The sequence below is a fragment of the Micromonospora gifhornensis genome, from assembly GCF_016863515.1.
Classification (GTDB): domain Bacteria; phylum Actinomycetota; class Actinomycetes; order Mycobacteriales; family Micromonosporaceae; genus Micromonospora; species Micromonospora gifhornensis.
Window position 1 is genome coordinate 21,276 of sequence record NZ_BOPA01000040.1, and the last position, 25,337, is coordinate 46,612.

Sequence of the window (25,337 nt, forward strand, 5' to 3'; positions counted from 1 at the left end):
CGTTAACCTCGATCCGTCAGAGGGTTCTTGCTCCCTGCCTGACTGTTTCGGCTTCGCTGTTCTGTCCGCCTTTTGGCGGGTGTGGGATCACCACGTGTCGCTGTGGACGCGTGAGGTCGCCGGGCCTCGGGGCGTTCTGCTGGTTGGTGCGGGGTGCTGCGGGTCAGGTGGTCAGTGGTAGCCGGCCGAGGCGTTCCTCCTCGGTGTCTCGACTCGGCACAGTGGAGAAGCCTCACCTCAGCCCTCGGAATTGCGCATAGATTGGTCCTAGCATCCGATCGTCGCTCGCGAATCTCTGCCGCGCCGCGTCAGTCAGAGGTAGCTGACTGGAAAGTAGCCGGCGCAGGGTGTCGTGGAGGCCAACGATGCTCCGTTCTACAAGGCTGAAGTCGCTATACGCGGCCTTACCGCGGTGCGAGAGGTTACTTCGGACCCGGTACCAGGCATCGAATGACCTCCGGCCGGGAGCACGCTGTCGCTGCCTCGGGTCTCGGCTATCGCTGACCTCGATCGATGGCGGTTTCGCCGTCTCGACGGCCTCAACGGCGGCACGGACGTCTCGAAGTCTGCGCAACCGATCGCCCGGGTCAATAGTCGGGCCGAAGACGAGGGCGGTGTACCTTTCGAGCACTGTGCACAGCGTGAGGTACGTGCCCTGGATCGGGAGAAACGCGTCCCAGAAGCCTTCCATGTCGGCGGGCATGGGCCTGACGCTCTCGAAGTGACGTTTGGCGATAGCAAAGATGCCGTCCAGTCCACCACGGAACAAGGGATCATCGGCAGATGACCATTGCTGCTCGTGTGGCTGCGGCTTCCCCCTCCTTGGACCACGGCCAACGTACACCCAGGCGTCGACCTCATCCCCCGTCTCGGTCCTTGCCCTTACCCCCCGCTCGATGTACAGGGCGTCACCCTCGTACGCCCGAACCTTGTGTCGGAGGACGTCTGCGCCCTCGATCGTTGACGCGCTGAGCAGGTCGCCTCGGACGCAGCCACCGCGGACCTCGGTGATGAACGGGAGCCCGTCGCGCACGTAGAGGCCAAATCCCGTGACCTCCGCACGATCAATCCGCGACACCAAAGGCGCTACCTGCCGGTGGGCCAGTTCGCTAGGGCGAAGACTGCCGTAGACGAAAATCGCTTTCGGGGTGTCGGACACGAGCCGAAGTTTGCCACGGCCGAAGGATCGGTCATGATGGGTGTGCCCCCGCACACCCAATTTGCCGCCGGCACTCGCTCCACTTGCGCTGCTTCAGGATCCCCCCAGGGCAGGAGGACGTGGCGCAACCGCTCCTCGCCGGTCTCGTCTACCCCCGTCACCATGGCCACCCGGGTCATGGCGGCCATCGCCCCGGGTCCGGGCGCTCGTCAGGCGGAGTGGCATGACTGCAGCGCACCCGCGCGGGGCGCTTCGTCAGAACCTGTAGTAGCCGCCGTCTCGGTGCCAGCCCCAGTCGTGCTCGGTCACATCGGGGAACAGGACCAGCTCGATCTCGCGGAACCGCCCGCGCCAGGCCGGGTCACCGACCAGTTCCGCGAAGTCCGGGCCGTGGTGCAGGGCGTCCAGCGTCTCCCGAACGCTGGACCTGGCTGCGTCATTGTCAGCGACGCGGGCCAACTGGTCGATGGCCGCCTCGAAGTCCCCCCGCAACGCGTGCACGCAGGGCGAGGTTGAAGTACCCGATGAAGTGATCTGGCTTCATCAGCACCGGAACCTGCGTGTACAGCGGCAGTGCCCCGTCCGAGTCGCCAACGCTGCCGTAGTAGAAGCCGAGCTGGTTGATCGACATGAACCATGTCGGTGCCAGGTACAGCAGGCGAGACAGGCCCAGCCAGAGCCGAGCGTACGCGCCATCGACGCTGGAATACGGACGGCGACGCAAGCGGGAGTGTCCCGTGCAAGCTGCTGCCCGTTCGCGCGGGGGTAATGCAATCAGCTCTTCCGGGTGCTCCCCTGGCCTCGGTCCTTTCTTGCTGCTGCTGATCGCTCTGCCAGTTGCAGCATGTACGCCTTCCGCGCGTGTTGCGCCATGACGCTGCGGACTTCGGCGGGAAGAGTGCCGTCGGGATCGACTTGGCGTTCGAACCGGTCAAGGAAGGCCTTGGTGCCGGCTGCGGTTCGGGCGGCGCGATCGGCCGTGTTGGCCCAGGAGACGTGCGCGGCGATGCGTGCTCGACGGCGACGTTGCTCTGGTGTCAGGCCAGCAGGCCGCCGGTCTCCCCCGCCTTCGGGTTTCTGGTGGACGTCATCGAGGTCAGACACGTTCACCGATCCCCATCCGCGCCTGCACGTGCTGGGCCCGTTCGGCGGCGGCGCTGGCCCCGTAGTGGCGGGGCATGTCGTCGGAGGTCCAGCCGAGCAGCAGCATCAGGTCGCCGGTGTCTCCCCCGGCCAGCTTCCACTCGTGTGCGTAGGTGTGCCGCCACCGGTGAGCGTGCACACCTTTGACTCCGGCGCGTTGGCCGCGGCGTTTGAGCATGAGTTTGATGCCGTTGGCGGCCAAGGGCTGCGCGCCGCGTACGGCGAGCCATAGGTCGGGCAGGCTGACGGCGCGGTGGCTGCTGCGGGCGCGGAGGTAGCGGCTGACCGAGCGGGCGGTCTTGGGTCCCAGTCGGACTCGTCGGTCTTTGGCGCCCTTGCCGTGGTAGTGCACGGTGTCGAGCGACAGGTCGACGTCGGCGAGTTGCAGGTTCGCTACCTCGGACAGGCGTGCGCCGGTGTTGGCCAGTATCCGGATGATCGCTTCGTCGCGAATCTGGACGAAGTCTCGTCCCTTGCAGCTGTCGAGCAGCTTCTTGGTGTCCTCGTCGCGGATGATCGGGATTAGCTTGACCGTTGTCTTTGGTTGCCGCACTCGCAGCATCGGGGATTGGTCGATTTCCTCCTCGTCCAGCGCCAACCATTTGAAGAACGGGAGTTGCCCCCTGGTCCTGGACACTTGAGCCTTGGATCGTGATGGTCTGGGGAGATCAGGAGTCCCTGACAGATGGTGATGAAGCATTACCCCGCTGAGTTCAAGGCCGATGCGGTCGTGTTGTACCGGTCTCGGCCGGGGGCGACGATCGCGCAGATCGCTGACGATCTCGGGGTCAACCGGGAGACGCTGCGGAGTTGGGTCCGCGCTGATGATCAGTGTCGGGGCGCTGCTGGGTCGGCCGCGTCGGCGGCGGGGCCGCAGGCGGGCGGCTCGGTCGAGGATGAGAACGCCGCGTTGCGCCGGCGGATCCGGGAGTTGGAGGAAGAGCGGGACATTCTGCGGAAGGCGGCCCGGTATTTCGCCGGGGAGACGCGCTGGTGAACCGCTTCCAGTTCGTCGCCGACCATCAGCAGCGCTACGGCGTGAAGCGGTTGTGTCAGATCATCGGGGTGTCCCGCTCGAGCTACTACTACTGGCGGTCGGCCGCTGCGGCGCGGGCCGCCCGCGACGCTGCGGACGCGGCTCTCGCGGGCCGGATCCGGGCGGTGCACACGGCTCACGACGGCACCTACGGGGCGCCGAGGATCACTGCTGAACTGCACGATGCCGGACTGCGGATCAACCGCAAGCGGGTCGCGCGGGTGATGCGCCGCTTCGGCGTGCAGGGCCTGCGGCTACGCCGCAGGGTGCGCACGACGGTGCCGGACCCGGCCGCGGCGAAGGCCCCGGACCTGATCGGCCGTGACTTCACCGCCGGGCAGCCGAACCAGCGCTACGTCGGCAACATCACGTATCTGCCGGTCGGCGACCGGGGCTTCCTCTACCTGGCCACCGTCATCGACATGCACTCCCGCCGTCTCGCCGGCTGGGCGATCGCCGACCACATGCGCACCGACCTGGTCATCGACGCCCTCCACGCCGCCCAGCGCACCCGGGGCAGCCTGCACGGGGCGATCATGCACACGGACCACGGAGCCCAATACACCTCCCGAGCGTTCGCGGAGGCCTGCACCACGGCCGGGGTCCGGCAATCGATGAGCGCGGTCGGTAGCTCCGCCGACAACGCGGCCGCGGAATCGTTCAACGCCACCTTCAAACGCGAAACCCTGCAAGGCCGCCGCGCCTTCACCGACGAACGCGAAGCACGACTCACCGCGTTCCGCTGGCTACACCGCTACAACACCATCCGCCGCCACTCCCGGCTCGGACAACAGCCACCGATCACCTACGAGAAGAACACCCTGCCAGCGCCAGCTACGCTGGCCCCCGCCGCATAAACCCCGTGTCCAGGATCAGGGGTCAAGCCCCAACTGTTGCAGGGACTTGTGCTTGTTGAGCGCGGTCGACGCCGACCGGGTCTGCACCATCCACGCCTGGAACTCCTCGACATGGCGTCGGGTGACTGCTGTGGGTGTGGCTACCGCTTCCCTGCCACCGGGTTGAGAGGTGTGGTCGGTGAGGTATCGGCACAGTTGAGCGGCGGCCAGCAGGTAGTTGTACCGGGTGGTCGGCGGGTAGTTTCCGGACCTCAGCGAGCGATCCCAGTCGGTGAGGAAGGCAGCCCATGTCGGTGACAGGCCGGCTACCAGCTTGGCAAGGTCCATTTTCATGATGGGGGCACCCGGTACTCTGCGGACTCGGGAGGATTCAGTGCGGCGGGTTGCTGTCTGAAGGAGAGTTCAGGCCAGGCCGCCACGTGGCCGGCGAGTCCTGCCGCTCACTCATTGCATGCTCGTCAGCGTCTGTAGCGGCTGCCCTTGCTGAACTGCATCGGCCCGAACGGTGCCCAGCGCCTATTAGTTCGGAGAGATGCAGCGCAGGCCATCTATTGGGCGCGTCGCCGCACTGGCGTCCGAGGGGCCGGCTTGCTGCCGACTTCGTGAAGCGCGTCGTCGAACTCTCCATCGGGCGGAGGAGTCCACGATCATGGCGGCAGTGACGCTGGAGCCGACTCACGGTGCTTCGTGCCTGCGGCCGCGGCACGGGGTGCCGCGTCGCGACGTGGGATCTTGTGCCGCGCTGCACGTCGCGGTCAGTCATTGCGACTCTCGTTGATGAATATCAGGAGGTCGACGATGCTGCCTGGATCGGTGTCGCTGTCTGAGCAGCTTCGCCGTGCCGCCTCGGCTTCGGCGCAGGTGGCGTAGTAGAGGAACTCGTCGCTGTCGCCGGGGGCGGTGACAGCGACGATATGACCGACGTGGTTCAGGCGGGCGGCGCGGGCGGCTGGTAGGAGGCCGTCGAGGTGGTTGGCGTAGGTCGTGTCGGATGCGCAGGTCGCTGCGGAGCTGATGGTGATGATGGCGCAGGTGTCGGCGGTCATGATCGACCGGCATGCGGTGAGCAGGTCGGTGATGGTGTCCGGTGTCTGGGCGGTGTGGCGTGGTGGCCAGCGCAGGACGATGAGGCTGACGGGTGTGTAGAGGGTGCCGGGGTCGGCGATCATGCTGATGTCGGTGATGGGCAGGTACGTGCGGTGCGTCAGGGCGGTCGCGTGTTTCAGGTGCGGGTCGCTGTCGAGGTCGACGACCGCGTCACCGGGTCGGGTGTACACGAGGATGAGTCGCTGCGACACGCGTGACGCGAGCCGGTGGTCCGTGGGGAGTGCGGGTTCGGGGCCGTCGCGGTCGTCGAGGCGCCAGATGGCTATTGGGATATCGCTGCCGACGAGGACTGCGTCGTCGTGATGTTGCCGTGGGCTGTGGACGGGCGGGTTGGTCGGCGCCGCGCCGTTGGGGGTGGAGTCAGGTGCAGCAGTCATGTGGGGATGGCTCCCACGCTGACTGGCCGTGTTCGCATTAACGAATGGCCTCGCCGGCCCGGCGCGGAGCACCCGCTTACGGTGTCGGTGACCCAACGGCGCCCAACAGGGCTCGGAGTGGTGGGGCGTCGTCACCCAACATGATCGTGACGGCTGGTCGACTTCTGCTCGCCGTGGCCGAACAGATGTGGGGTGTTGGGTGAGGTGTCTGTTGTTGGCCCGGTAGCCGGGCCTGCGGTCCTGGCCGGGTTCCTGATGCCGGCATGGTGACGCCTGTGTGCCGACACGGTCCGGCAGGTTCTCCGGCCAACAGCACCCAACTGGGTCGTGATCTGCGTTGTTGGTGCCCGTACTCGGCGATGCCGGTCTGGGCACTCGTGTTGCCCGGGGTATGACGGTGGCGCTGAGCAGGTCCAACAGGTTCCCGCCTGTGTGTGGGTCGGGTCGGACTGTTCGGTGGCCGTGCGCGGATGGGGGTCTCGCACCGCCGCCGGGATGCGGTGCCCGAACTCGCAAGGGGATGTCATGTCTTCTCGATCGTGGCCTTCGTCGCCGCTGTCTGCGGCTGGCCGCGCCTTCACTCTTCTGGTCCAGCCACCCACCCCTATTGGTTTCGACGGTCGCGGATTTGAGGGCCTTCCGGACGAGATTTTGCCGTTGGAGCGGCTGCGTGCGCTGCTGCTGGCACCGCAGACGGGCGTCGAGGTTCGTGATGCGGTGTGGCGTGAGCTGGTTGTCCGTGCTCGCCGGGATGGTCCGGCGTGGGTGGTGGCCGCTGTCGGTATTGCTCTGCCGGGTCTGCGGCATGTCGCCGGGCTGTTGGCGGCCGGGTGGCGTGGGGATACCCGTGATCTGGATGCCGAGTTGCTGACCGGGTTCGTGGCCCGGTTGAGGAGCATTGACGTGGAGCCGCCTCGGGTGGTGGGCCGGCTCATCGACGCCGGCCTGCGAGCGGCCCGCAAGGCGCGCGATGCGGACTCCGATGCTCAACTCATTCATACGGACGCGGTCGATCCGATCGCGCCGGTGGCGCCGTGGGATCATCCGGACCTGGTGCTGGCGCGGGCGGTCATCGCCGGTGTCCTCGACGCCGACGAGGCGAATCTGATCGGCGCGACGCGGTTGGAGAACGTCACGCTTGTCGAGGCGGGGGCCCGTTTGGGTATCACTGCGAGCCTGGCTTCGTCGTGGCGGCAGAAGGCGGAACGTCGATTGTTGGACGCCATCCGCGAGGGTGATCTCGCATTCGTGTCACTGCGGCCTCGCCCCCAGCGGCGCAGCACTGGCGCGACCCGGCAACGGGTCGCCGCGACTCAGCAGCGCGTCGCCGGCGGCAGCCGGCACCTGGGCACCACCCACCAGCGAGTGGCTGTTGCCGGTGGCGTCAACCGATAGCACGTTCCCTGTTGGGTGCGACCCCACAGCAGTGGCCGTTGGGCTCTGTTGGGTGGCAAGGCGGCGTCGGACGTCGTGTTGGCCACCCAACCGCCGGCTTTGGTGGGCAAGACATCGGATCGAGAAACGGCCGGTGTCGGCGCCCCCTGGGATCGGGGCGCGGCCGGTCTGAGTGGCCGTGTTCGCACCCGATCACCTCAAGGCTGGAAGGAGCGATGCTCCCACGGCCCCGCCCCGGTCCCTGGGGGCGCACCTGGATCCCTGTCGAGCCCCGCACGCCGGGGTGGGAGGTGCGTGTCATGTTCCGCCGCAACGTCTACCGCATCATCACGGTCACGCTCGGGTTCCTGGCGATCGTGGCCGGCTCGGCTCCGGCGTACGCGTCCGGGCCGCAGGTTCTGGCCGCATATCCGCTGCCGGTGATCATCAACAACATCACGACGTGGATCGTCGGGCTGCTGGTCGGGGTCGCGACGCTGTTTCTGACCATCGGTGGTCTGCGTCGTCTGGCCGCCGGCGGCGACCCGACGGAGATCGAGAAGTCGAACTCGGCGTTGAAGAACGCGCTGCTCGGTTACGCGCTGGCGGTGCTCGCGCCGATCCTGCTCGCGGTCGTGCGGAGCTGGATCGGGGGCTGAGATGGGCGACTGGGTCATCGGTCCCATTCTGCGATGGTTCGCCGAGACGGTGATCGGCGTGTTGAACGCCTTGTGGGATCTGCTGTCTATCACCGCGTTCGTCAGCCCCGATGTGACCGCGTTGCCGCAGGTCACGGCGTTTGCCAACACGTCGTTGGGGGTGGTGAACGTGTGCTACGTGTTGGCGTTTCTGTGGGTGGCGATCCTGGTGATGGGCCGCGACACCATCCAGTCGCAGGTCGGGCCGGGTGAGCTGATTCCTCGCCTGGTCATCGGTCTGATCGGCGCCAATGTCGCTCTGCCGTTGTGTTCTACGGTGATCGGGTTGGCCAATGCGTTGACGGCCGCGTTGACCAGTCAGGACATCACCGCGCCCGGGTCGATGCAGCATCTGCGCGACACCACGGTCAGTGCGCTCACCGGCCAGGGCGGGGCGACGGCGGTCAGTTTCCTGCTGCTGCTCATCGGCCTGCTGATCGCGATACTCACCGGCACCCTGCTCGTGCAGTGGATCATTCGGCTCGGGGTCCTCGTCGTCGCCGTCGGCATCGCGCCGATCGCGTTGGCGTTGCACGGCACACCGCAGACCGAGGGTGCCGCCAAGTTGTGGTGGCGCACGATTCTGGGCGCGCTCGGCATCGTCGTGATCCAGGCGGTCGCCCTGCACACCACGCTGCGGGTTTTTCTGAATCCGGACAGCAATCTGCGGGTGCTCGGGTTGCCGATACCCGGCGGTGACCCGGCCGCGATCATGAACTTGCTGATCGTGGTGTGTCTGCTGTGGGGTGTCGTGAAGATCCCCGGACTGATGGGCCGCTACATCACGCAGACCCGGCCGAACCGGATGGGCACGGTCCTGCGCGTCGTACTCGTGCAGCATCTGACCCGCGGCTTTCCCCGCACGTTCGCCGGCAGCCGCGTCGCGGCGCGGGCCACCCGTCGTGCTGGCGGCGCGGGCGGGGCCGGCCGGCCGTGACCGGGCCGGGCGGTGGAGGCGTACTCGCCGGATCGTGCCCGCCGGGCTGTCTCCGACGCCTCGCTCTGCCTGTCTCGCGCCTCGCGCGTTGCCGTGCCCGGCAGGTGTGGGCCCGGGACGTCGGCATCACCTGTCCGACTGGTCGCGTCGTACGCCCCTGCACCCGCGGCGAACTCGCCGGCGGTGTCGGCCTCTACACCCGCGCCGTAAAGCCTCCCCCACTCGAAAGGCACCCTGATGACGACCATGCGCTGTCCCTCGTGCGCGAACGCCGAGGCTTCCGTCCTGTCTTCTGCTGTCCCGGATCCATTCACCATCGTCGGCGTGGCCTGGCCCACCGGCCGGCCGATCTACCGCTACACCCCGGCGGAGATCGCCGACGGTGTGGACCTCTACACCCGGGCGTTGAAGGCCCGCGCGAGGCGGGGAGGCCACGATGCGCCCGAGTAATGACCTCACCCCCCACGCCCGCATTCCCGCTGACGTCGACACCCCGGACAAGATCGCCTACAACTTGACGGCGCGGCAGTTGGCCATCCTTTCGGTGGCCGGTGTGATCGGCTACGGCATCGTCCGCGCGGTCGGTGACCTGCTGCCGCCCCCGGTCCTGGTCGCGATCCTCATCCCTGTTGCCGGGGCGGCGATCGTGCTGGCCTTGGGGCGTCGTGACGGCTTGTCCATGGACGCCTGGCTGCTCGCGGCGGTGCGGCACACCCGCAGCCCTCGACGGTTGGCGCCCGCGCCGACCGGCACACCTGCCGCGGGCCCGGGGTGGGCTCCGGCGTGTGAGCCGCCCGTCGTTGCGGTGCCGGTGTTGCGGCTGCCGGCTACCGCGATCAGCGACAGCGGCGTCATCGACGCCGGCTCCCACACTGCGGTTCTGGTCGCGTGCACGACGGTGAACATCGGGCTGCGGACCGGCGACGAGCAGGCGGCGCTGATCGGCAGCTACGGGCGGTGGTTGAACTCGCTGTCCGGGCCGGTGCAGATCGTGGTCTCCGCGCAGCGGGTCGACTTGTCCAGCCACGCGCACCGCATCGCCGCCGGCGCGCAGTCCATCGGTAACAGCGCCTTGGCCCATGCCGCCCGCGATTACGCCGATTTCCTCGACGATCTCGCCGCGCGGCGGGATCCGCTGTGGCGCACCGTGACCGTTGCGGTCACCGCCACCGGCGACACCGGCCGCGACAGAGAGGTGCTGCGCCGGGCCGAGCACGCCGCGGCCGCATTGTCGGCGCTCGGGGCGCAGACCGCCGTGTTGGACGGCGGTCGGGCGGCTGCGGTGTTGACCTGCGCCACCGACCCGTACACCCCGGCCGATGTGACCTGGGCCCGTGCCCTTCCCGACGCGGCCGTCACCGGAACAGGAGACTGACATGCCTTTCCTCAGATGGCGGCAGCGTGCCGCCGCTGATGCGGGCCCAGCCGATGGGGCGGGGCTGGCGGCTGTGGTGGGGCCGGCCGCGATCGAACACACCCCCCGCTACCTGCGGGTCGGCGACGGCTACGCGGCCACGCTGATCGTGACCGGCTACCCGGCTGAGGTGGGGCCCGCCTGGTTGGATCCGCTGCTGGCCTGGCCGGGTCGGCTCGACGTGGCCGTTCACATCGAGCCTGTGGCGCCGCAGGTCGCCGCTGCCCGGCTGCGTAGGCAGCGGGCCCGGTTGGAGTCCAACCGGCGCACCGACGCCGACAAGGGCCGTCTCGCCGACCCGGTCACCGAGGCTGCCGCGGACGACGCCGCCGACCTGGCTGACCGGATCGCCCGCGGTCACAGCAAACTGTTCCGCGTCGGCCTGTATCTGTGTGTGCACGCGCCCAGCCTTGATGAGCTCGACGAGTCGGTCGCGCACGTGCGGGCCACCGCCGCGTCGGTGCTGCTGGACACCCAACCGGCGACGTGGCGGCAGCTGCAGGGCTGGACGAGTACCCTGCCTCTCGGCGTCGACGGGCTCGGCATGCGGCGGGTGATGGACACCGACGCGATCGCCTCGGCGTTCCCGCTCGCCTCGTCGGATCTGCCGGCGCCGCTGCCCGGTGAGCCCGGCGCCACCGGCGGCATGCTCTACGGCCTCAATCCCGACTCCAACGGCGTCGTGTGGTGGGACCGGTGGGCGCAACACAACGCCAACAGTGTGGTCCTGGCCCGGTCGGGGGCCGGCAAGTCGTACTTCGTCAAACTCGAAGTGCTCCGCTCCCTGGCCGACAGTGTGCAGGTGGCGGTTGTCGACCCGGACAACGAGTACGTCCGCCTGGCCGATGCGGTCGGCGGCGTCACCATCGCCCTCGGCGCCGGCGGGGTGCGGCTCAACCCCCTCGACATTCCGCCGGGGGATCGTCGCCCGCAGGCGCGCACCTACCGGGCGTTGTTCCTGCACACCCTGATCGCGGTGTTGTTGGGTGAACAGCCGCCGCCGTCGGAGCGGGCCGCGTTGGACAAGGCCATCAACGACGCCTACGACCGGGCCGGTATCTCCAACGACCCCGCCACATGGCGGCGGCAGGCGCCACTGCTGCGTGACGTGACGGCCGCCCTCACCGCGCAGCACACCGACGCCGCCGGCACCTTGGCGGCCCGGTTGACGCCGTGGACCAGCGGGTCGTTTCGGGATCTGTTCGACGGGCCCACCACCACCGTCCCGTCAGGGCAGCTGGTGTGCTGGTCGACGCGGCACCTCGCCGACGAGCTGCGCGCCCCCGGCATGCTGCTGGCGTTGGACGCGATCTGGCGCGACGTCGACACGCCTGCGATCCGGTCCGCGCACACCCCGCGGCGGCTCGTGGTCGTGGATGAGGCGTGGACGTTGCTGCGAGACGGTGAGGGCGCCAAGTTCCTGTCCCGCCTGGCAAAGGCGGCCCGTAAGCGGCGGGCCGGCCTGTCGGTCATCACCCAGGACGTCGGGGATCTGCTCGGCTCCGACCTCGGGCAGGTGGTCATCGCCAACGCCGCCACCCAGATCCTGCTGCGGCAGGCGCCGCAGGCGATCGATGTGGTCGCCGACGTGTTCGCCCTGACCGGTGGGGAGTCGCGGCTGCTGCTCGCCGCCCGCCGCGGTGAGGGCCTGCTCATGTCCGGCACCCACCGCGTCGGCTTCCACGCCGTGGCCTCCCGGCAGGAGCACCGGCTGTGTATCGGCGACCTGGAGCTACCCGACGACGAGTAGCTCCCTTCGCACCGTCTGCGGCCGCAACTGAAGCTCACCGTCGCGCCGGTTCCGCAGGGTCGTGGGCCGCCTAACGATCGCGGCCCACGACCCCCCTTTTTCGTACTTCGGAAGGGCTTGATCCCGTGAACACCAGTCCCGCCTTCGCCCTCACCGTGACGGCCAGTGCCCCTGCCCCGCCTGCGCCGTCGCCCACTCCCCCACTATTGCCGGGACCGTCGCAGTGGCTGCTCGACACCGCCACCACGGCGGTCGGCTGGTGCCGGGACCGGCCGTGGCTCGCGCTCGTCGCCGCGGTGGCCGTCGCCGGCGGGTACGCCGTCCACACCGCGGTGGCTCACCGCCGGCACACCCGAATGACCCGCCACGCGTGCCTGGTCACCATCAGCCCACCGCCGCAGGTCGACCCGCACGGCGCCGCCACCGTGTGGGCCACCCTCGCCGAGATCCTGCGCACCAGCTGGCGTCTCCGCCTCCGCAGCGGCCGCCCCCACATCGCCGTCGAGTACCGGTGGCGGGGTCGGGAACTGACCATCGCGCTCTGGGTGCCGGCCACCATCGCCCGCGGCCCGATCCAGGCCGCGATCCGCGGCGCCTGGCCCGGCGCGACATGCACCGTCACCGACGCCGACCCGCCGCTGCCCCGCGACGGCCTCACCGTCGGCGGCGCACTCACCCCCACCCTGCCCGCCTGGTATGCCCTGCACACTGATCACGCCAACGATCCGATGCGGACCCTGATCGCCGCCGCCTCCGGGCTACGCGCCGACGAGTCGGCCTGCGTGCAGGTCCTGGCCCGACCCGCCACGCACCGGCAGGTACGCCGGCTGCGTCGCGGCGTCCAAGGGCTGCGCACCGGGCGGGCGCCACGCGATGTGCTCGACCCGGCCACCTGGCTACGTGCCGCCCTCGACCTCGTCACGGAACTGGCCGGCGCCGGCCGGCGCACCCACTCGACCGCCCGGTACACGCCGCTGGCGGGTGGGGATCCGCAGCGTGAGCGTGACGGCCGCGCCGGGGTGGACAAACTCACCGGCACCGCGTGGGAGGTGGCGCTGCGTTTCGGCGTCACCCTCACCGACACCCGCGGCAGCACCCCCGACACCCTCCGGCCCCGGCTGGGCACCCTCGCCGCAGGTATCGCCACAGCGTACGGCGTGTGGACCGGACGCAACCGGCTACGCCGGCTGCCCCTGCGGCATCCCGCCCAGGTGCTGGCCACCCGCCGGCTACGCCGCGGGTTCCTGCTGTCCACCGCCGAACTGGCCACGATCGCGGCACTGCCCCAGGACATCGCCGTACCCGGTCTGGACCGGGCCCGCGCCACACCGATGCCCGCCCCAGTCGCCGTCGCCTCCGGCGGACGCGGCACGAAAGTCCTCGGCCGCGCCGACGTCGGCGGCCACTCCGTCGCCCTGCACCTCACCGACGCCCGCCAGCACCTGCACGTCCTCGGCTCCACCGGCTCCGGCAAATCCACCCTGCTGATGAACATGATCCTCGACGACATCCACGCCCGCCGCGGTGTCATCGTCATCGACCCCAAAGGCGACCTGATCCTCGACCTGCTCGACCGCATCCCGACCCGACACGCCAACCGGCTGACGATCATCGACCCGGACCAGCCGGCCGGCACCACCCTCAACCCGCTGCAGGGCGACGACCACGACCTGGTCGTGGACAACATCGTGTCCATCTTCGGGCGGATCTTCGCCAAACACTGGGGGCCGCGCATCGACGACACCCTGCGGGTGGCGTGCCTGACGCTGCTCCGCAAGGCCAACGCCACCCTGACGCTGATCCCGCCGCTGCTCAACGACAAGAAATTCCGCTACACCTTCACCCAGGAACTCGACGACCCCGAAGGACTGCGCGGCTACTGGGAATGGTTCGAATCCACCCCACCGCCGCTGCGCGCACAGGTGATCGGCCCGGTGCTGTCACGACTGCGGGCCTTCCTGCTGCGCGACTTCGTCCGCCGCACCCTCGGCGCCCCGCGATCAAGTTTCGACATGCGTCGCGTTCTCGACGGCGGCATCCTGCTGGCCCGACTACCCAAGGGCCAGATCGGCGAAGAGACCGCCCGGCTGATGGGCAGCTTCGTCCTCGCCTCCGCCTGGCAGACCGCCACCGGCCGCGCCCGACTCCCCGAACCACAACGGCGCGACTCGTTCGCCTACATCGACGAAGCCCACAACTTCCTGAACCTGCCCGGCTCAGTCGGCGACATGCTCGCCGAAGCCCGCGGCTACCACTTCGGTCTCGTCCTGGCCCACCAGAACCTGACACAGATGCCCCGGGAAACCCAGCTGGCCATCTCCGCCAACGCCCGCAACAAGGTCTTCTTCTCATGCGCCCCCGAAGACGCCCACCAACTGGCCCGACACACCATGCCGGAGCTCACCGAACACGACCTGTCGCACCTGGACGCCTACCGGGCGGCATGCCGCCTCGTCGTCGGAAACCGGGAAACTGCGGCGTTCACGCTACGCACCAACCCACCACGACCCGTCGTCGGTGAAACCACCGCCCTGCGCCAGGCCGCCGCCAACACGAGGGCCGGTACCGGCGGGAACCGGTCGGCGATCGCCCAACTCGCCGGCGTAGCCGACCGCGACGGCGACGCCCCCGACCCGGGCAACCCCACAGCCGGCCCATCGCACACCGCCTGACCCAGCCGGCGCATCCCGACAGCGCTCGCCGTCATTCCCGTCTCCGCACCGCCCTCGGCGCTGCGGACACGCCCAGCAGCAGGAACCGGGCGTACCCCAGCAGTCCCGGGTCAAGCCGTCCAGAGACACCGACCGCCATCGACCGATCACCAGGCCGACATGCCACGACGGCACCGCGACGATCCCGTCAGCCCGCGCCGGTCCAGCCCAGACCCGGCCACCGCACCAGACAGTGACCCGGCCGACGCCCGGCGCCGTACTGCCGAGGCCCGGCCGACCCCCTGCACCCAACACCCCAGCTAGGAGCCGTCATGACCGCCAACCCTCAATCCCGACACTTCCCCCACGGGGAACCCTCGTCGGGGGACACGCCACTGGTCGTGCTCCGCCCGATCACCCCCCGCCACGCCACCCACACCCTCATCGCCGTCTCCCACCGCCTACGGCCCCGCGACTACACCATCGCCTCACTCCTCGACGAACACACCACCCTCACCACCGAACACCTCACCTCCCTGCTGTTCACCAACCCCACCACCTGCCGACACCGCCTCCACCTACTACGCCGCCTCCACTTCATCGACCGATTCATCCGCAACCGACCCGGCGCCCCCAACCCCGTGTGCTGGCTACCCGGCCTCCTCTCCGCCCGCTACACCGCCCTCGCGCGCGGCGAGAACCCACCCACCGCCCGAGCACTGCGCGAACGACAAGACCGCATCTACTCCAGCCCCACCCTCAACCACCTCCTCGCCGTCAACACCCTGTTCGTCTCCCTGCTCACCCACGCCCGCCACCACCCGGGCACCGCACTGACCCGCTGGTGGTCCGAACGCACCACCACCGCCGCGTTCGGCCACCGCATCAAACCCGACGGCCACGGCGTCTGGACCGACGGCAACCAGGAAACCGGGTTCTTCCTCGAACTCGACCGCGGCACCGAACCCATCCGACGCCTCGTCGACAAACTCGCCTCCCACCGCAAGCTGCGCGCCGAAGGCGGCCCGCACTACCCCATCCTGTTCGTCCTGCCCAGCCGGCTACGCGAACAGAACCTGCACCGCAAACTCGCCGAACGCCCCGAACCCACCCTCACCATCGCCACCACCTCAGCCGCATCCGGACCCCACCCGGCCGGACCGGTATGGCGACTCGCCGGCAACGGACGCCACCGACTCACCCTCGCCGACCTCCCCAGCAACCACGGCCACCCCGGCCCCCTCACCCCCGGACCACCCCACCCAGACGATCACCCCCTCCGCCTGGCCCTCGACGCCGTCGGCTGACACCCGTCCACATCGCGCATGGGAGAGCACGACCAAGACGAAGCCGTTCAGGACGGTGACACCGCCGGCATCGTCATCCGATGGAAGCAAACGGAGCCGCTGCGTCCGGCTCGACAACTGCGGCTGCCATCACTGCCGAGGCCACCAGCAGCGCCGTGCGGCCAACCCCACCACCCGAGCAGCCCCGCGTGTGACGGGCTGCTTCGGGGGTCGGTCGATCACCTCCGCACGCCCGCACCGCTGTTGGTCATTCCATGCCGGAGAGGTGACACCACCGTCGAAAACTGATGGTGGTCAGGAAATCATCCCACCAAGACGGCGGAGGCGGATCAGCTCAAGCGTGGCCGGATCGCCTGCGAACAGTGCCCACGCTGACCAATCCCAGCCCTGCATGTAGAGGCCTTTGCGGGCCTCGGCGAGGCATGCCTCTAGTGGGTAACCATCCATGAATGCCTGGTAAAACTCCTGAGCAAAGCGCAGGGCTGCGTTGTCCAGGACGCCGCGGGTCGTGGCGACGACGGCCGGAACGCCCTGCCGGATGATGCTCTGACACATCCCGAAAGTTGCCCGGTCGGCGGAGCCCGGGTTGACGCCTGTATTGCAGCCGTTCAACACAGCGAGGACCACGCCGGAATCCCACAGTTGGACGGCGAGTTTGTCGGCCGTCAGCAGGAAGGGTTCGCCGGTGCCGTCGTTGAGGATCAGCGCGGCAAGGCCCTCGGTTTGATCGGCCATGCTGTGGCCGGTGTAATGAAGGACGTGCGGGCGGACACGAAGCAAGCTCTCCCGCAGGTCACGTTCGGTGGCGTCCTCGATAGTCGTAATCGATGCCCAGCCCTGTTGCTCGGCCTCGGCAAAGCTCTCGCGCAGTAGACGCAACTCCTGCCGGGCACCGGGCAACGGCGCCACGCCAGGCGGCTGCGCATGCACCGCTAGAACCCGCAGAGTCGTGCCGACCGGGCGTGGCGCAATGTTGATCGTGTCGTTCACTCGGCGGACGACGGAGAGCTTCAGGGTGAGACCGGCCATGATCCGAAGGGCGGGAATTCGCAGGCACTCCCACGGCAGGTCGGTCAGTTCGGCGATATCGGAGGAGATGGTGAGCCGCAGGCGTTTGCTGCCAGTCAGGGCGTCGAGGAACCGCGACGTCGCACCGGCATCCGAGCCTATGGTCTGCTGCCACAGGGCCTCACCGATGTGCTCCACCGTCGCGGTCGCGTCCAGCAGGCGCGCCGAATCCCGGATTGTCGTGCTCGGGCGCAGGAGGATAGCTGGCGCAGACGCATACGCGCCGAGCAGGGTGGCGACCGCGCGCCGGAACTCCTGGACGTCAATTTCTACCGGCCAGGCATGATCGTCCGAATCTGTGATCAGCCGCGCAATGCCCTGCCAGCGCGGCCGGTCGTGTTGTTGCGCGGCGCGAGTTTCGTCAGATGGGTCCAGGCGCAGTTCGATGTTGGCGTATGGGTCCCACTCCACTCTCGGCCGGGCCGGCGGCGAGCCGCCCTCCTTGGTGCCCACCACACGGGACAGCTGGTCGTCATAGATCGTGCGGAAGTGCGGACGGATGCGTAGGAACTCGCTGAGCCGCTCGTCACTCTCGTAGGCGAGCCAGGCATCTGACGGTGCTTCCACGTCGGTGTCGCCGAGGATTCTTGCTTCGAGTTGGCGCAGCCGCCGGATGCCACCGGGTGTGCGGACGCGTTCCATCAGGTCTGGCCAACCGAGTTCGAGCATGCGGACCTTGGCGAAACGGCGGCGCCGGACGAGGTCGAGGGCGACGTCGAGGCGCGCCTTCACGTACACATCGAAGTCCTCATCGCGGGCTCTGGCAGCATCTAGCATAGTTTGCGCAGCTTTGTGATATGAGTCCGGATCCTCGCTGTAAGCCGGAAAGGTGGCGGGGTGTGGGGACAGCACGGCGATGTCGGCGCGGAGGTACTCCAGGGGCACCTGGGAGATGCGGGGCGAGCCGGACAGCAGCAGCCGCCACCGGTCACTGCCGAGAGATCCGCTCGGATCACGATCGCGGACCAGCGCTGGTCGCTCGTCAAGGTCGTGGGGTGCCTGCTGAGCGTCGAGCCACTTGTCGATGGCTTCGATCTGCGTCAAGTAGTCGTCCCGGTGGGTGGCCTGCCGCACGATCTCCGCGAGATGCTGGTCGTCGTGCCATAGTTGGAGCACCCGGCCGAAGAAGTGGAGGTGAAGCCAGCCGGCGGAGGTGGTTCCTATCTGGTCGCCGACGGTCTGCACGATGTAGGTGAACGGTCCATCCCTGCTGACGATTGAGCCTGCGACGGCGTGCGCGTCGGCGAAGCGCAGCAGGATTTCCACGACCCGTCCGGTCATATTGCTCGTCGTTAGCCGACCGACGAGTGCCGTCGGATCCTCCTCAAGAGCGGGGTCGGTCGCGATCATCTGCACGATGTGGTGCCAGAGTTGGACGGATGCGACCGGCGTTGTGGTCATGCGCTCTCGCCGTCTTTCCCCGTCTGCTCGCGTCCGAAGCCGAACGCAAGAAGGTCGCACTGCTGCTTGAGGCGGCGCGGGTTGCCGCGGGTCGCGATGTCAATGAGATCGGCAGCGCCTACCCACTCCGGGAACTGGGCTGCGATGAACCGGCCGGACGAGGGCTCACGCACGGCGGAAACGGCCACTCCCAGCTGGATCACTTTTTCGAGATACATCCGGGCGTCCACCTGCTGCATGTCGGTGGGCCCGCCGACTCGGGAGCTGAGGCCTCGGTAGAGGACGACTTGATCGACGGCCACTATGAACAGGCAGTTGGCTTCGACGTCTGCGCTCTCGGAGAGGAAGATCTTGAGGGTCTCAAGGACGTCGAAGGCGACCTCGGGCAGGCACCGGTCGAGATCGTCGATCAGCACGACGGTCCGGGGGTTGCTCGCCATCCGGAAGAGCTCCCGGATACCCTGCCGCAACTCCTCCACTGTGGCGACGCTGCGGTCTGCGGCGCTCTCCGCGGTCGGGTCCGGGCCCTTGCCAAGCAAGCCGCGTAGTGGCCCCAGCGGGCTCGCTGCGGATGCCGCGAGATCCAGGACGACACTGGCCAAGGTGGACAAACGCCGGGCGGAGTCGGCGTCCGCGGCTGCTCGGTTGGCGACCGCAGTTGCTCGGCCGAGCGTGGCCATCAGCCGCTCGAAGTCCTCGCCGCGCTGTTCCTTTTGGCTCTTGCTGCTGGTATCGGGAAAGACTTCGCCGAGTAGGAAGCTGCGCAGCCGGGCCGGCAGGGATCGTGCTGAATCACGGGTGGCATCGGCATCGACTGGGACGTCGTAGACAGATCGGGCGATCGTCTCTAGCAGCGCGCGCCAGACGGCGTCCGCCGAGACGTACGGCCAGGCCGAGAACTCGATGAACCGACTGTCCTGCCAGCCGTCCTGCTGCTCGAGGTAGTGGCCGACAAGCTTGGCCAGCGTGGTCTTGCCCTCACCCCAGGCGCCGTAGATGCCGAGTGTAAAGGGCAACGGCCGTCGGGCCACGCGCTGGGCGAGCCGTTTCGCGTCGCCGGACATCGCGAGGAGATCCTCGCGCGGATCGGAGATCGGCGTGTCGCTGGCGTCAGGCACGAGACCTCCCCGCGACGATCACCCAACCGAGCAGGAGCAGTGCCACGAAGGCTGCTGCGAGAATCCAACCCACTGTCACGGCCAGCATGAACGCAATGAGCATTAGTGCGCTGGTGCCCAGCACGATCCACGTGTGAACTAACCGCGGCCGGTTCCGCGACATCAGCCGCACCAGTCCAACGATGATGAGCATGAGACTGGTTAGCGTGGCCCACGCCACCACGGAGGCGGCCGCGCGGGTGAGTTTTTCGAGATACCGCAGGCGGTCGGCGGCGCTCTTCTCGCTCTTTCTTACCTTTTCCGTTGCGATCCGCACCTCGCGCTCGGCTATCGACTGGGCGGTGACCGCTGCATCGATTTCTGTCCGCAGCGCATGCAGCAGCGCTTCGCGGTCCGCGATGCCTTTGTGGAGCTTCACGGCCTCCTGCTTGCTCGCGGTGCCCAACGCGACCCGGTCAGCCACCTGCGCGACGCGTTGTTGTGCCACTTTGGATTCCAGCGCTCTGCGGAACGATCTCACCGCGTCGACGTCTTGCTGCGCGCTCAGGAGCCTGTGACCGGTCGCGGTGGTGGCCATAGCCGGACCTTCCTGGCCCCACGGCGGGTCGAGCCGCGGGGCCACCGCCGCCCCGGCCACGTAGGCCAGCACTGCAAGGGTCACGGCCAGTCCCGCATCGAGCCGGCTCATTGCGCTCGGACGACCGTCCGGCAGGGCTGCCTGTGACACGGAAACAGGCTACTGGCACCCCGCGCAATAACCCGCACTCCGAACGGATGCTGCAGATGACCGCTTCGCCCTATTGGCGAGCACTCCAGAGGGGTTGGTCGAGGACACCAAGCTAGACCGGTCTGTACACGCGGCGTGCCCAACAACGCCGCCCGGCAGGATGGCTCGCGCTCGGGCGGATCCACAGGCCGGTGGCCTGTTGGGTGGTCGGGCTACGGTGAGGGCTCAATTTCATTGAACCCCTTTATGCACCACCTTCCGGGCCTTGCCGCCCACGACCGCGATCGCTTCCGCCCACCCGCCTCTTGGCCGGTCGGCCTGCGTCGCCCGTAGGCGCCTCGCTCATTCAACACCACCACATCGCGCCCTCCCGCCGCTCGCCGCAGGCATGTCCTGTGTGCCGCTGACCGTCTCGCGGTCGCCTCACCTCTCCATCTCCACTGTGCCGCTATCGGCATGCCGTCTCTCGCTACGCCTTCGTGAGGAGGAACTGTGCCCAACACGTCCCTGACCATCGTGTGCCTGCCGCAGAGCACCCCTACCGACCAAATGGCCGCCAAGGCCGCAACCCGTGTCGCGGCCACGTCGCTGACCAGTCTCGGCGGCGCCGGGCATTTCATCACCGCCACCCGGCTACGGCGCGGCCGTCTGCTGCAGCCGTGGAAGGGCACCGCTGCCGGGGGTCCCGTCCGTTTCCTGGACCTTGATGCGATGCGTGTGGCCGCGCACCGGGCTTTCTGGTACCGCTGGCGGGTCTGGAACTGGGTCGTCGCTGGCACACGGCCTGCCCAGCCGTACTGGACTTTCCTGGACCGGCACCGCGCCGATCCAGGCCGGTATCCGATCGTCAAGGCGCAGCAGCACTATCTGGCGCAGCCTCGGATCGCCGCGATGCTCACCTACAACGCGCTGCCGTCCAGGTCGACGTTCCTGCCCACCGGGCATGTGGAGGCATTGCAGGCCGGCGCGACCAGTTACGCCCACTACGGGTGGCTGTGCGCGGTGCCGGGGCAGCGCCTCATCGGTCTCAACGGCACCCACCTGGTGGCTGCCGGCGACCGCTACGCCACTCACCTGGCCTATCTGTCGCAGGCCAACGAGCGCATCGCGGCGCTGCATTCCCGCGACATTCTCGTCGCGCTCTGCACCCGCTGAACCCGCCGCACTTTCCCGCGCAGGCGAACCGGTCGACCCCGGTTCGCCTGCCGTCGTTTGCGACCCCATCCGTTCAGGAAGGAGAACTCTTCATGCGCGTCACATTGTGGGCGGCTGTCCTGCGCTGGAACTCGATCGCGGTCACGGCGCTGTTTTCGTCCGTCCTGCTGTTTCTGTTTTTCACCGATCGGGCCGCGTCGCCGGGTGTCCTCGCCACGACGGGCGTCGTGGTCTACTCGCTTCTGCTGGCCTCGTACCACCGTTGTCTTGTCCATGCCGGTTACCGCATCTGCGCCCTGGAGACCGATCTTGCGGTGGCGCACACCGATCCGGTGACCGGGCTCGCGGTCCGGCGGATCGCCGAGCAGCACCTGATCGATGCCGCTGGGCGTGAGGTGACCGTGGCGGTGATCGACGTCGACGGCATGCATGACATCAACACCGCTCACACGCATGACGGCGGTGACCGGTATCTGGCCTCACTCGCCGAGCGGCTCGTTGCCGCCGGTGAGCCCGGTGATCTCGTGGCTCGTCTCGGCGGTGACGAGTTCGTCGTCGTCACCTCTCGTGATCCTGGTTCGCTGGCGGGGTCGTTGGTGGCGGTGTTGGCCGCGCCGGTCACGATCGGCTCGACGACGCGGTCGTTGGGTGTCAGCATCGGCATCTGCCGGACCCTGGGTGGGGATCCGCGCGTCGCGTTGGGTCGCGCTGACCGGGCCATGTACACGGCGAAGCGGACCGGCAGTGGTGTCGCGCACTACGACCCTGCCCGTGATGGGGCGCCGCCGCCGTCCGGGGTGCGTCCGGCTGTTCGGCATCGTGATCGCCGCCCTGCCCGGCCTGCCGAGATGATCGTCGAGCAGGTTCGTGACGGTGACTTTGTCGATGAGGCCGGGCCGCCGGTGCGGGGCGAGACAGGCCGGTGCGCGGGCGGCACGTCGCGTGGTGAGGGTGGCGATGGCTGAGCCCGTCAGTCTCGCCGAGCGCGAGTTCCGGCAGCGGGCGGCCGACAATCGTCGGCGGATCGCCCTGAGCGCCGACCTGGTGGGTCAGGCCAGTGCGGCCGTGCAGGACCGGCTGCCGGAGGGTTGGCGTGCGGTGGCCCGTCAGCCCGTCGCTGGCGCCTTGTACAGCCTCGAGGTCGAGCCGGCTGCGGTGGGTATCGACGTGATCGCCTACCTGATTCCACCGACGACCGTGGCCTGCTCCGGCTGGCTGGTCCGCGTGCACCACCGCACGCTGCGGGTCTGTTTTCCGCTGTACTGCGACGGCGGCGCGCGGGCGGCTGAGTTTGCCACCGCCTGCGATGCGTTCGACGCCGCGGTCGGGGCGCTGCGGGTCGAGATCGCCGCCGCCCCGCGCTGACCGGCCGGCTCGCCGGTCCTCCGCTTTGCCTGTAGGCCGTTGCCCGGCCTGTTCCCGCGCATGTCTGCGCCTTCTTCGGGCACGGCCGCGTCGCCGTGCCCGGATTCCATCCCTTTCGACGATTGGAGTCTGGCATGACGGAGTTATTCAGATCCCGCGTCACCGTCGTCGCGCCCGCCGATGTGCATCCCGGGCAGGCGGTGCACGTCAACGCGGGCTGCGTGTGGGTGGCGGCGACTGTCACGTCGGTCACGCACACCCGTGTCGGCGTCGACTACGACACCCACCTTTCGGCCGCTGGTTGGCTGGCGGGCAGCGTGTCCCGGTGGCTGGTTCGGCCCGCCGACGGGGTGCGTCTGCGACCCGTTCATGCGCTGTGTGCCGGCGACGACGTGCTGGCTTTCGACGGCACACCGTTGGCGGTCGCCGGGGCGTGGCAGGGCCGCGACCGGTGGTGGGTCATCGACTACCGCTTCGGTGAGCGCGCCAGGGTGCCGCCGGCTGCGGTGCTGCGGCTGGTCGATCCGACGCCGACGGTCACCGTCAACGGTCACCTCCTGTGAGTCCGTCGCGCCGGCCCGAGCGGGCCGGCCTTCTTTCTCTGGCCGGTGCGTCAGCGCCGTCGGCGCCATACGGCGCACGTTTCCTCCCCCTGTCCCGGTCGTCAGCCGGGCTCTTGTGATGAAAGGCAGATGCCATGACCGACACCCTGCACCAGCCTGTCTCGCCCGCCAGCGGTTCCGGGACGCTTCGTGCGCTCACCGCCTACCCGCACCCGCAGCCCCAGCCGCTGGCGCAGCTGTCCGCGGCACCCGGCCAGGCCGTCACCGTCCTGCATCCGGACTACCGGGAGAACGCCGTCGTGTTGAGCCAGGTCGACGGGTCGGGCCTGGTTCGTGTCCTGGTCGACGGGCAGGTCCGCAACCTGCACGCCGACGTCGACGCGATGCCGGTCACCGATACGGCGATTGCGCTGGACCTGACGCGGCAGGCCGTGGCGTGGGCGCTGACCGCCCAGCAGGATGCTGTCGATGAGGCCCATGCGCTGGTAGTGCAGTGCGATGAGCTGCGGCAGCGGCACATCGGTGAGTTGGCGGAGATCCGCGCGTACGCCATCGACCGGCACCGCGACGGTGACATCTGCCGCGACGGTCTCAACGCGTTCCTCACACGCTTCGGCTTGGTGCCGTATCAGCCGCGCCACCGGGTGCGGTTCACGATCAGCGGCAGCTGCGACGTGATCCCGGATGTCGGCGTCAGTGTCGGCGACACCGGGTACGACGTCCGCGAGTATCTGCGTCTGGACACCGACCAGGTCGACGGTGTCGATGAGGCGACGGTGACGTTCGACGTCACCGCCCAGGTCGAATCCCACGACGCATGACGGCCAGCGGTCACCGATCCGGATCTGACGACAGCCATCGGCCTTCTCTGGTGTCGTCTGCAGAGGATCCGGGCACGCGGGGCGTTGTCACCATCTTCGAACAGTCGGGGGCTGCCCGGGTGTTCCGGTCGGAGTGGGCCAGCCCTGAGTATCTGATCCCGGTCGTGGCGCAGTTGCTGGCCTGGGTCGACGAGGGTGGTCACCGGCTCTGCACGCAGGCGTGGCTGGCCTACGCCGACGCGTTCCCCGGCACTCTGCCGCGCGACGAGGTCACCGCTGCCGACACCGTCGATGTCGACTACCGCTATGAGCTGTATCTGTACGAAGACTCGGCGGGTTTGCTGCTGCGGGTGTACCGGGTGGGTGATCCGCGACGCCGGGCGGGGCTGCGGTTGGTGGTCGAGTTGACGCGGGCGAACCTGTTCGCGCAGGCGGCGGCGGTGTGTGACGACATGGCCGACCGCGTGCAGCGGCGGGCCGCCCGGCACGGCGGTGACGCGGGCGCCGACCTGCAGGTGTGGCGGCGCCACGCGTCCTGGTTTCGCCGCGTGCAGGCGTCCATGCCGGTGACCGCGGTCGGGGCGAATCTGGCGGCCCGGCTGGTGCCGGCGACGTGTGACGTGCCGTATCCGGCGATCCGGGTCGCCGGGGTGCGGGTTGTCGTCTACGTCGACCGGCACGGCACGGTGCGGATCTGCGCTGACCTCGACCAGTCCGAGCCGTGGCTGCGGCGACGCGACCGCACGGTGCCGGTGCAGGTCACCGTCGACGGCCGCGTCGTGTTCCAGGGCTGATCGGAAGCCCTTGTCCCTGCTGCCCGGCGCCGTGCGGCCCGGGCAGTCGGGTGTTCCTGGCCGATGCCCGGCCACTCACCTCGCCGGGCATGGCCACACGGTCATGCCCGGCGACTCCAGAAAGGAGTCTGCATGACCGACACGCCGTTCGTGTTCCTCGTGGTCGTCGAGGACGGCACGAGCCATGAGCACCGTGTCCGGCTGCGCCGCGGCGACGTCACCGCGGTCCTGCGCCGCGCTGTCGGCGGCCGGCCGGCACTGATCCCGACCTGCCGGCGTGACCTCGCGCTGTGGTGTGACGAGGACGCCGCGGCGACGCCGGGGCGTCCGAATCCGGTCGCCGGGCTGCTCGCCGCGGGCCTCGGCGCCGGCAGGAGGCCGCTGGTCGGACCCGTGGCCGTCACCGGTCGCCGCGGCGACCGGCCCGTCAGCCTCACCGCCGCTCAGATCGACGCGGTGCTGTCCGCGCTCGCCCCGCTCCGTTGACCCCACTCGGCGGCTCGGGCCGCCGACCC

25 protein-coding genes are annotated in these 25,337 nt (G+C 68.9%); 16 read left to right on the plus strand and 9 right to left on the minus strand.

Annotation, left to right across the window (positions count from 1 at the left end):
• Positions 1 to 232: 232 nt before the first annotated feature.
• The 4 genes from Vgi01_RS25305 to Vgi01_RS25320 form a co-directional block, all read right to left on the minus strand.
• Entirely contained in the window at positions 233 to 1,159 is a 927-nt protein-coding gene (locus Vgi01_RS25305; protein WP_204292721.1) for a gamma-glutamylcyclotransferase family protein, read from the minus strand.
• A 255-nt stretch (positions 1,160 to 1,414) separates the two neighbouring features.
• Entirely contained in the window at positions 1,415 to 1,660 is a 246-nt protein-coding gene (locus tag Vgi01_RS25310) for a phytanoyl-CoA dioxygenase family protein (RefSeq protein WP_204292722.1), read from the minus strand.
• Between the two features lie 273 nt (positions 1,661 to 1,933).
• Positions 1,934 to 2,263, minus strand: coding sequence for a hypothetical protein (locus Vgi01_RS25315; RefSeq protein WP_204292723.1), 330 nt, complete (start codon positions 2,261 to 2,263; stop codon positions 1,934 to 1,936).
• On the minus strand, positions 2,256 to 2,900 hold the full coding sequence (locus tag Vgi01_RS25320) for a tyrosine-type recombinase/integrase (RefSeq protein ID WP_239089146.1): 645 nt from the start codon (positions 2,898 to 2,900) through the stop codon (positions 2,256 to 2,258). Before Vgi01_RS25320 ends, Vgi01_RS25315 begins: the two co-directional genes overlap by 8 nt.
• Positions 2,901 to 2,987: 87 nt before the next feature.
• Between Vgi01_RS25320 and Vgi01_RS25325 the strand changes: the two genes are divergently transcribed.
• A protein-coding gene (locus Vgi01_RS25325; protein WP_204292725.1) for an IS3 family transposase occupies positions 2,988 to 4,195 on the plus strand; the annotation gives its coding sequence in 2 pieces (ribosomal slippage) (positions 2,988 to 3,285 and positions 3,285 to 4,195; 1,209 coding nt in all).
• A gap of 15 nt (positions 4,196 to 4,210) precedes the next feature.
• Here Vgi01_RS25325 and Vgi01_RS25330 read toward each other — a convergent pair.
• Positions 4,211 to 4,528, minus strand: coding sequence for a phage integrase N-terminal SAM-like domain-containing protein (locus Vgi01_RS25330; protein WP_204292726.1), 318 nt, complete (start codon positions 4,526 to 4,528; stop codon positions 4,211 to 4,213).
• A 422-nt stretch (positions 4,529 to 4,950) separates the two neighbouring features.
• Positions 4,951 to 5,751 carry a hypothetical protein gene (locus tag Vgi01_RS25335; protein WP_204292727.1) on the minus strand — a complete coding sequence of 267 codons (801 nt, stop codon included), beginning with the start codon at positions 5,749 to 5,751 and terminating at the stop codon, positions 4,951 to 4,953.
• A 453-nt stretch (positions 5,752 to 6,204) separates the two neighbouring features.
• Between Vgi01_RS25335 and Vgi01_RS25340 the strand changes: the two genes are divergently transcribed.
• From Vgi01_RS25340 to Vgi01_RS25370, 8 genes are all read left to right on the plus strand, one after another.
• Complete coding sequence (locus Vgi01_RS25340; RefSeq protein ID WP_204292728.1) at positions 6,205 to 7,074, plus strand: hypothetical protein; 870 nt, start codon at positions 6,205 to 6,207, stop codon at positions 7,072 to 7,074.
• Between the two features lie 299 nt (positions 7,075 to 7,373).
• Positions 7,374 to 7,712: a pilin gene (locus tag Vgi01_RS25345; protein ID WP_204292729.1), complete on the plus strand. Its 339-nt coding sequence runs from the start codon at positions 7,374 to 7,376 to the stop codon at positions 7,710 to 7,712.
• Between the two features lies 1 nt (position 7,713).
• The gene (locus tag Vgi01_RS25350) at positions 7,714 to 8,688 is read left to right on the plus strand and encodes a hypothetical protein (protein ID WP_204292730.1); all 975 of its coding nucleotides are present in this window, start codon (positions 7,714 to 7,716) and stop codon (positions 8,686 to 8,688) included.
• Positions 8,689 to 9,012: 324 nt separating this feature from the next.
• On the plus strand, positions 9,013 to 9,138 hold the full coding sequence (locus tag Vgi01_RS31190) for a hypothetical protein (protein WP_275412579.1): 126 nt from the start codon (positions 9,013 to 9,015) through the stop codon (positions 9,136 to 9,138).
• Positions 9,125 to 10,063, plus strand: a complete 939-nt coding sequence (locus Vgi01_RS25355; RefSeq protein ID WP_204292731.1) for a PrgI family protein — start codon at positions 9,125 to 9,127, stop codon at positions 10,061 to 10,063. The genes Vgi01_RS31190 and Vgi01_RS25355 overlap by 14 nt, the downstream gene beginning before the upstream one ends.
• 1 nt (position 10,064) lies before the next feature.
• A complete protein-coding gene (locus tag Vgi01_RS25360; protein WP_204292732.1) occupies positions 10,065 to 11,852 on the plus strand; it encodes a VirB4 family type IV secretion system protein in 1,788 nt (595 codons plus the stop codon).
• A gap of 125 nt (positions 11,853 to 11,977) precedes the next feature.
• Positions 11,978 to 14,524 (plus strand): type IV secretory system conjugative DNA transfer family protein, encoded by a 2,547-nt coding sequence (locus Vgi01_RS25365; protein ID WP_239089148.1) that lies wholly within the window; start codon positions 11,978 to 11,980, stop codon positions 14,522 to 14,524.
• Between the two features lie 311 nt (positions 14,525 to 14,835).
• On the plus strand, positions 14,836 to 15,810 hold the full coding sequence (locus tag Vgi01_RS25370; RefSeq protein WP_204292733.1) for a replication-relaxation family protein: 975 nt from the start codon (positions 14,836 to 14,838) through the stop codon (positions 15,808 to 15,810).
• Between the two features lie 294 nt (positions 15,811 to 16,104).
• On the opposite strand, the gene Vgi01_RS25375 is transcribed toward Vgi01_RS25370, so the two are convergent.
• From Vgi01_RS25375 to Vgi01_RS25385, 3 genes are read right to left on the minus strand one after another with little or no spacing between them, the layout of a single operon-like run.
• Positions 16,105 to 18,279, minus strand: a complete 2,175-nt coding sequence (locus Vgi01_RS25375; RefSeq protein WP_204292734.1) for a CHAT domain-containing protein — start codon at positions 18,277 to 18,279, stop codon at positions 16,105 to 16,107.
• Positions 18,276 to 19,397: a KAP family P-loop NTPase fold protein gene (locus Vgi01_RS25380; RefSeq protein WP_204292735.1), complete on the minus strand. Its 1,122-nt coding sequence runs from the start codon at positions 19,395 to 19,397 to the stop codon at positions 18,276 to 18,278. Before Vgi01_RS25380 ends, Vgi01_RS25375 begins: the two co-directional genes overlap by 4 nt.
• Positions 19,390 to 20,124 carry a hypothetical protein gene (locus tag Vgi01_RS25385; protein WP_204292736.1) on the minus strand — a complete coding sequence of 245 codons (735 nt, stop codon included), beginning with the start codon at positions 20,122 to 20,124 and terminating at the stop codon, positions 19,390 to 19,392. The genes Vgi01_RS25380 and Vgi01_RS25385 overlap by 8 nt, the downstream gene beginning before the upstream one ends.
• A 492-nt stretch (positions 20,125 to 20,616) precedes the next feature.
• Between Vgi01_RS25385 and Vgi01_RS25390 the strand changes: the two genes are divergently transcribed.
• From Vgi01_RS25390 to Vgi01_RS25420, 7 genes are all read left to right on the plus strand, one after another.
• Positions 20,617 to 21,279, plus strand: a complete 663-nt coding sequence (locus Vgi01_RS25390; protein ID WP_204292737.1) for a hypothetical protein — start codon at positions 20,617 to 20,619, stop codon at positions 21,277 to 21,279.
• A gap of 92 nt (positions 21,280 to 21,371) precedes the next feature.
• Positions 21,372 to 22,244 carry a diguanylate cyclase domain-containing protein gene (locus Vgi01_RS25395; protein WP_204292738.1) on the plus strand — a complete coding sequence of 291 codons (873 nt, stop codon included), beginning with the start codon at positions 21,372 to 21,374 and terminating at the stop codon, positions 22,242 to 22,244.
• Entirely contained in the window at positions 22,237 to 22,644 is a 408-nt protein-coding gene (locus Vgi01_RS25400; protein WP_204292739.1) for a hypothetical protein, read from the plus strand. Before Vgi01_RS25395 ends, Vgi01_RS25400 begins: the two co-directional genes overlap by 8 nt.
• A 134-nt stretch (positions 22,645 to 22,778) precedes the next feature.
• Positions 22,779 to 23,207: a hypothetical protein gene (locus tag Vgi01_RS25405; protein ID WP_204292740.1), complete on the plus strand. Its 429-nt coding sequence runs from the start codon at positions 22,779 to 22,781 to the stop codon at positions 23,205 to 23,207.
• 134 nt (positions 23,208 to 23,341) lie between these two features.
• A complete protein-coding gene (locus Vgi01_RS25410; RefSeq protein ID WP_204292741.1) occupies positions 23,342 to 24,028 on the plus strand; it encodes a hypothetical protein in 687 nt (228 codons plus the stop codon).
• A gap of 50 nt (positions 24,029 to 24,078) precedes the next feature.
• On the plus strand, positions 24,079 to 24,822 hold the full coding sequence (locus Vgi01_RS25415) for a hypothetical protein (RefSeq protein ID WP_204292742.1): 744 nt from the start codon (positions 24,079 to 24,081) through the stop codon (positions 24,820 to 24,822).
• A gap of 132 nt (positions 24,823 to 24,954) precedes the next feature.
• Positions 24,955 to 25,308 (plus strand): DUF3846 domain-containing protein, encoded by a 354-nt coding sequence (locus Vgi01_RS25420; protein ID WP_204292743.1) that lies wholly within the window; start codon positions 24,955 to 24,957, stop codon positions 25,306 to 25,308.
• Positions 25,309 to 25,337 lie beyond the last annotated feature (29 nt).

Bases quoted from the DNA above. Each gene is read 5' to 3' on its own strand.
- Vgi01_RS25400 (WP_204292739.1), top strand. From the start codon at position 22,237: ATGGCTGAGCCCGTCAGTCTCGCCGAGCGCGAGTTCCGGCAGCGGGCG.
- Vgi01_RS25340 (WP_204292728.1), top strand. From the start codon at position 6,205: ATGTCTTCTCGATCGTGGCCTTCGTCGCCGCTGTCTGCGGCTGGCCGC.
- Vgi01_RS25355 (WP_204292731.1), top strand. From the start codon at position 9,125: ATGCGCCCGAGTAATGACCTCACCCCCCACGCCCGCATTCCCGCTGAC.
- Vgi01_RS25410 (WP_204292741.1), top strand. From the start codon at position 23,342: ATGACCGACACCCTGCACCAGCCTGTCTCGCCCGCCAGCGGTTCCGGG.
- Vgi01_RS25345 (WP_204292729.1), top strand. From the start codon at position 7,374: ATGTTCCGCCGCAACGTCTACCGCATCATCACGGTCACGCTCGGGTTC.
- Vgi01_RS25375 (WP_204292734.1), bottom strand. From the start codon at position 18,279: ATGACCACAACGCCGGTCGCATCCGTCCAACTCTGGCACCACATCGTG.
- Vgi01_RS25330 (WP_204292726.1), bottom strand. From the start codon at position 4,528: ATGAAAATGGACCTTGCCAAGCTGGTAGCCGGCCTGTCACCGACATGG.
- Vgi01_RS25395 (WP_204292738.1), top strand. From the start codon at position 21,372: ATGCGCGTCACATTGTGGGCGGCTGTCCTGCGCTGGAACTCGATCGCG.
- Vgi01_RS25370 (WP_204292733.1), top strand. From the start codon at position 14,836: ATGACCGCCAACCCTCAATCCCGACACTTCCCCCACGGGGAACCCTCG.
- Vgi01_RS25360 (WP_204292732.1), top strand. From the start codon at position 10,065: ATGCCTTTCCTCAGATGGCGGCAGCGTGCCGCCGCTGATGCGGGCCCA.
- Vgi01_RS25420 (WP_204292743.1), top strand. From the start codon at position 24,955: ATGACCGACACGCCGTTCGTGTTCCTCGTGGTCGTCGAGGACGGCACG.
- Vgi01_RS25405 (WP_204292740.1), top strand. From the start codon at position 22,779: ATGACGGAGTTATTCAGATCCCGCGTCACCGTCGTCGCGCCCGCCGAT.
- Vgi01_RS25350 (WP_204292730.1), top strand. From the start codon at position 7,714: ATGGGCGACTGGGTCATCGGTCCCATTCTGCGATGGTTCGCCGAGACG.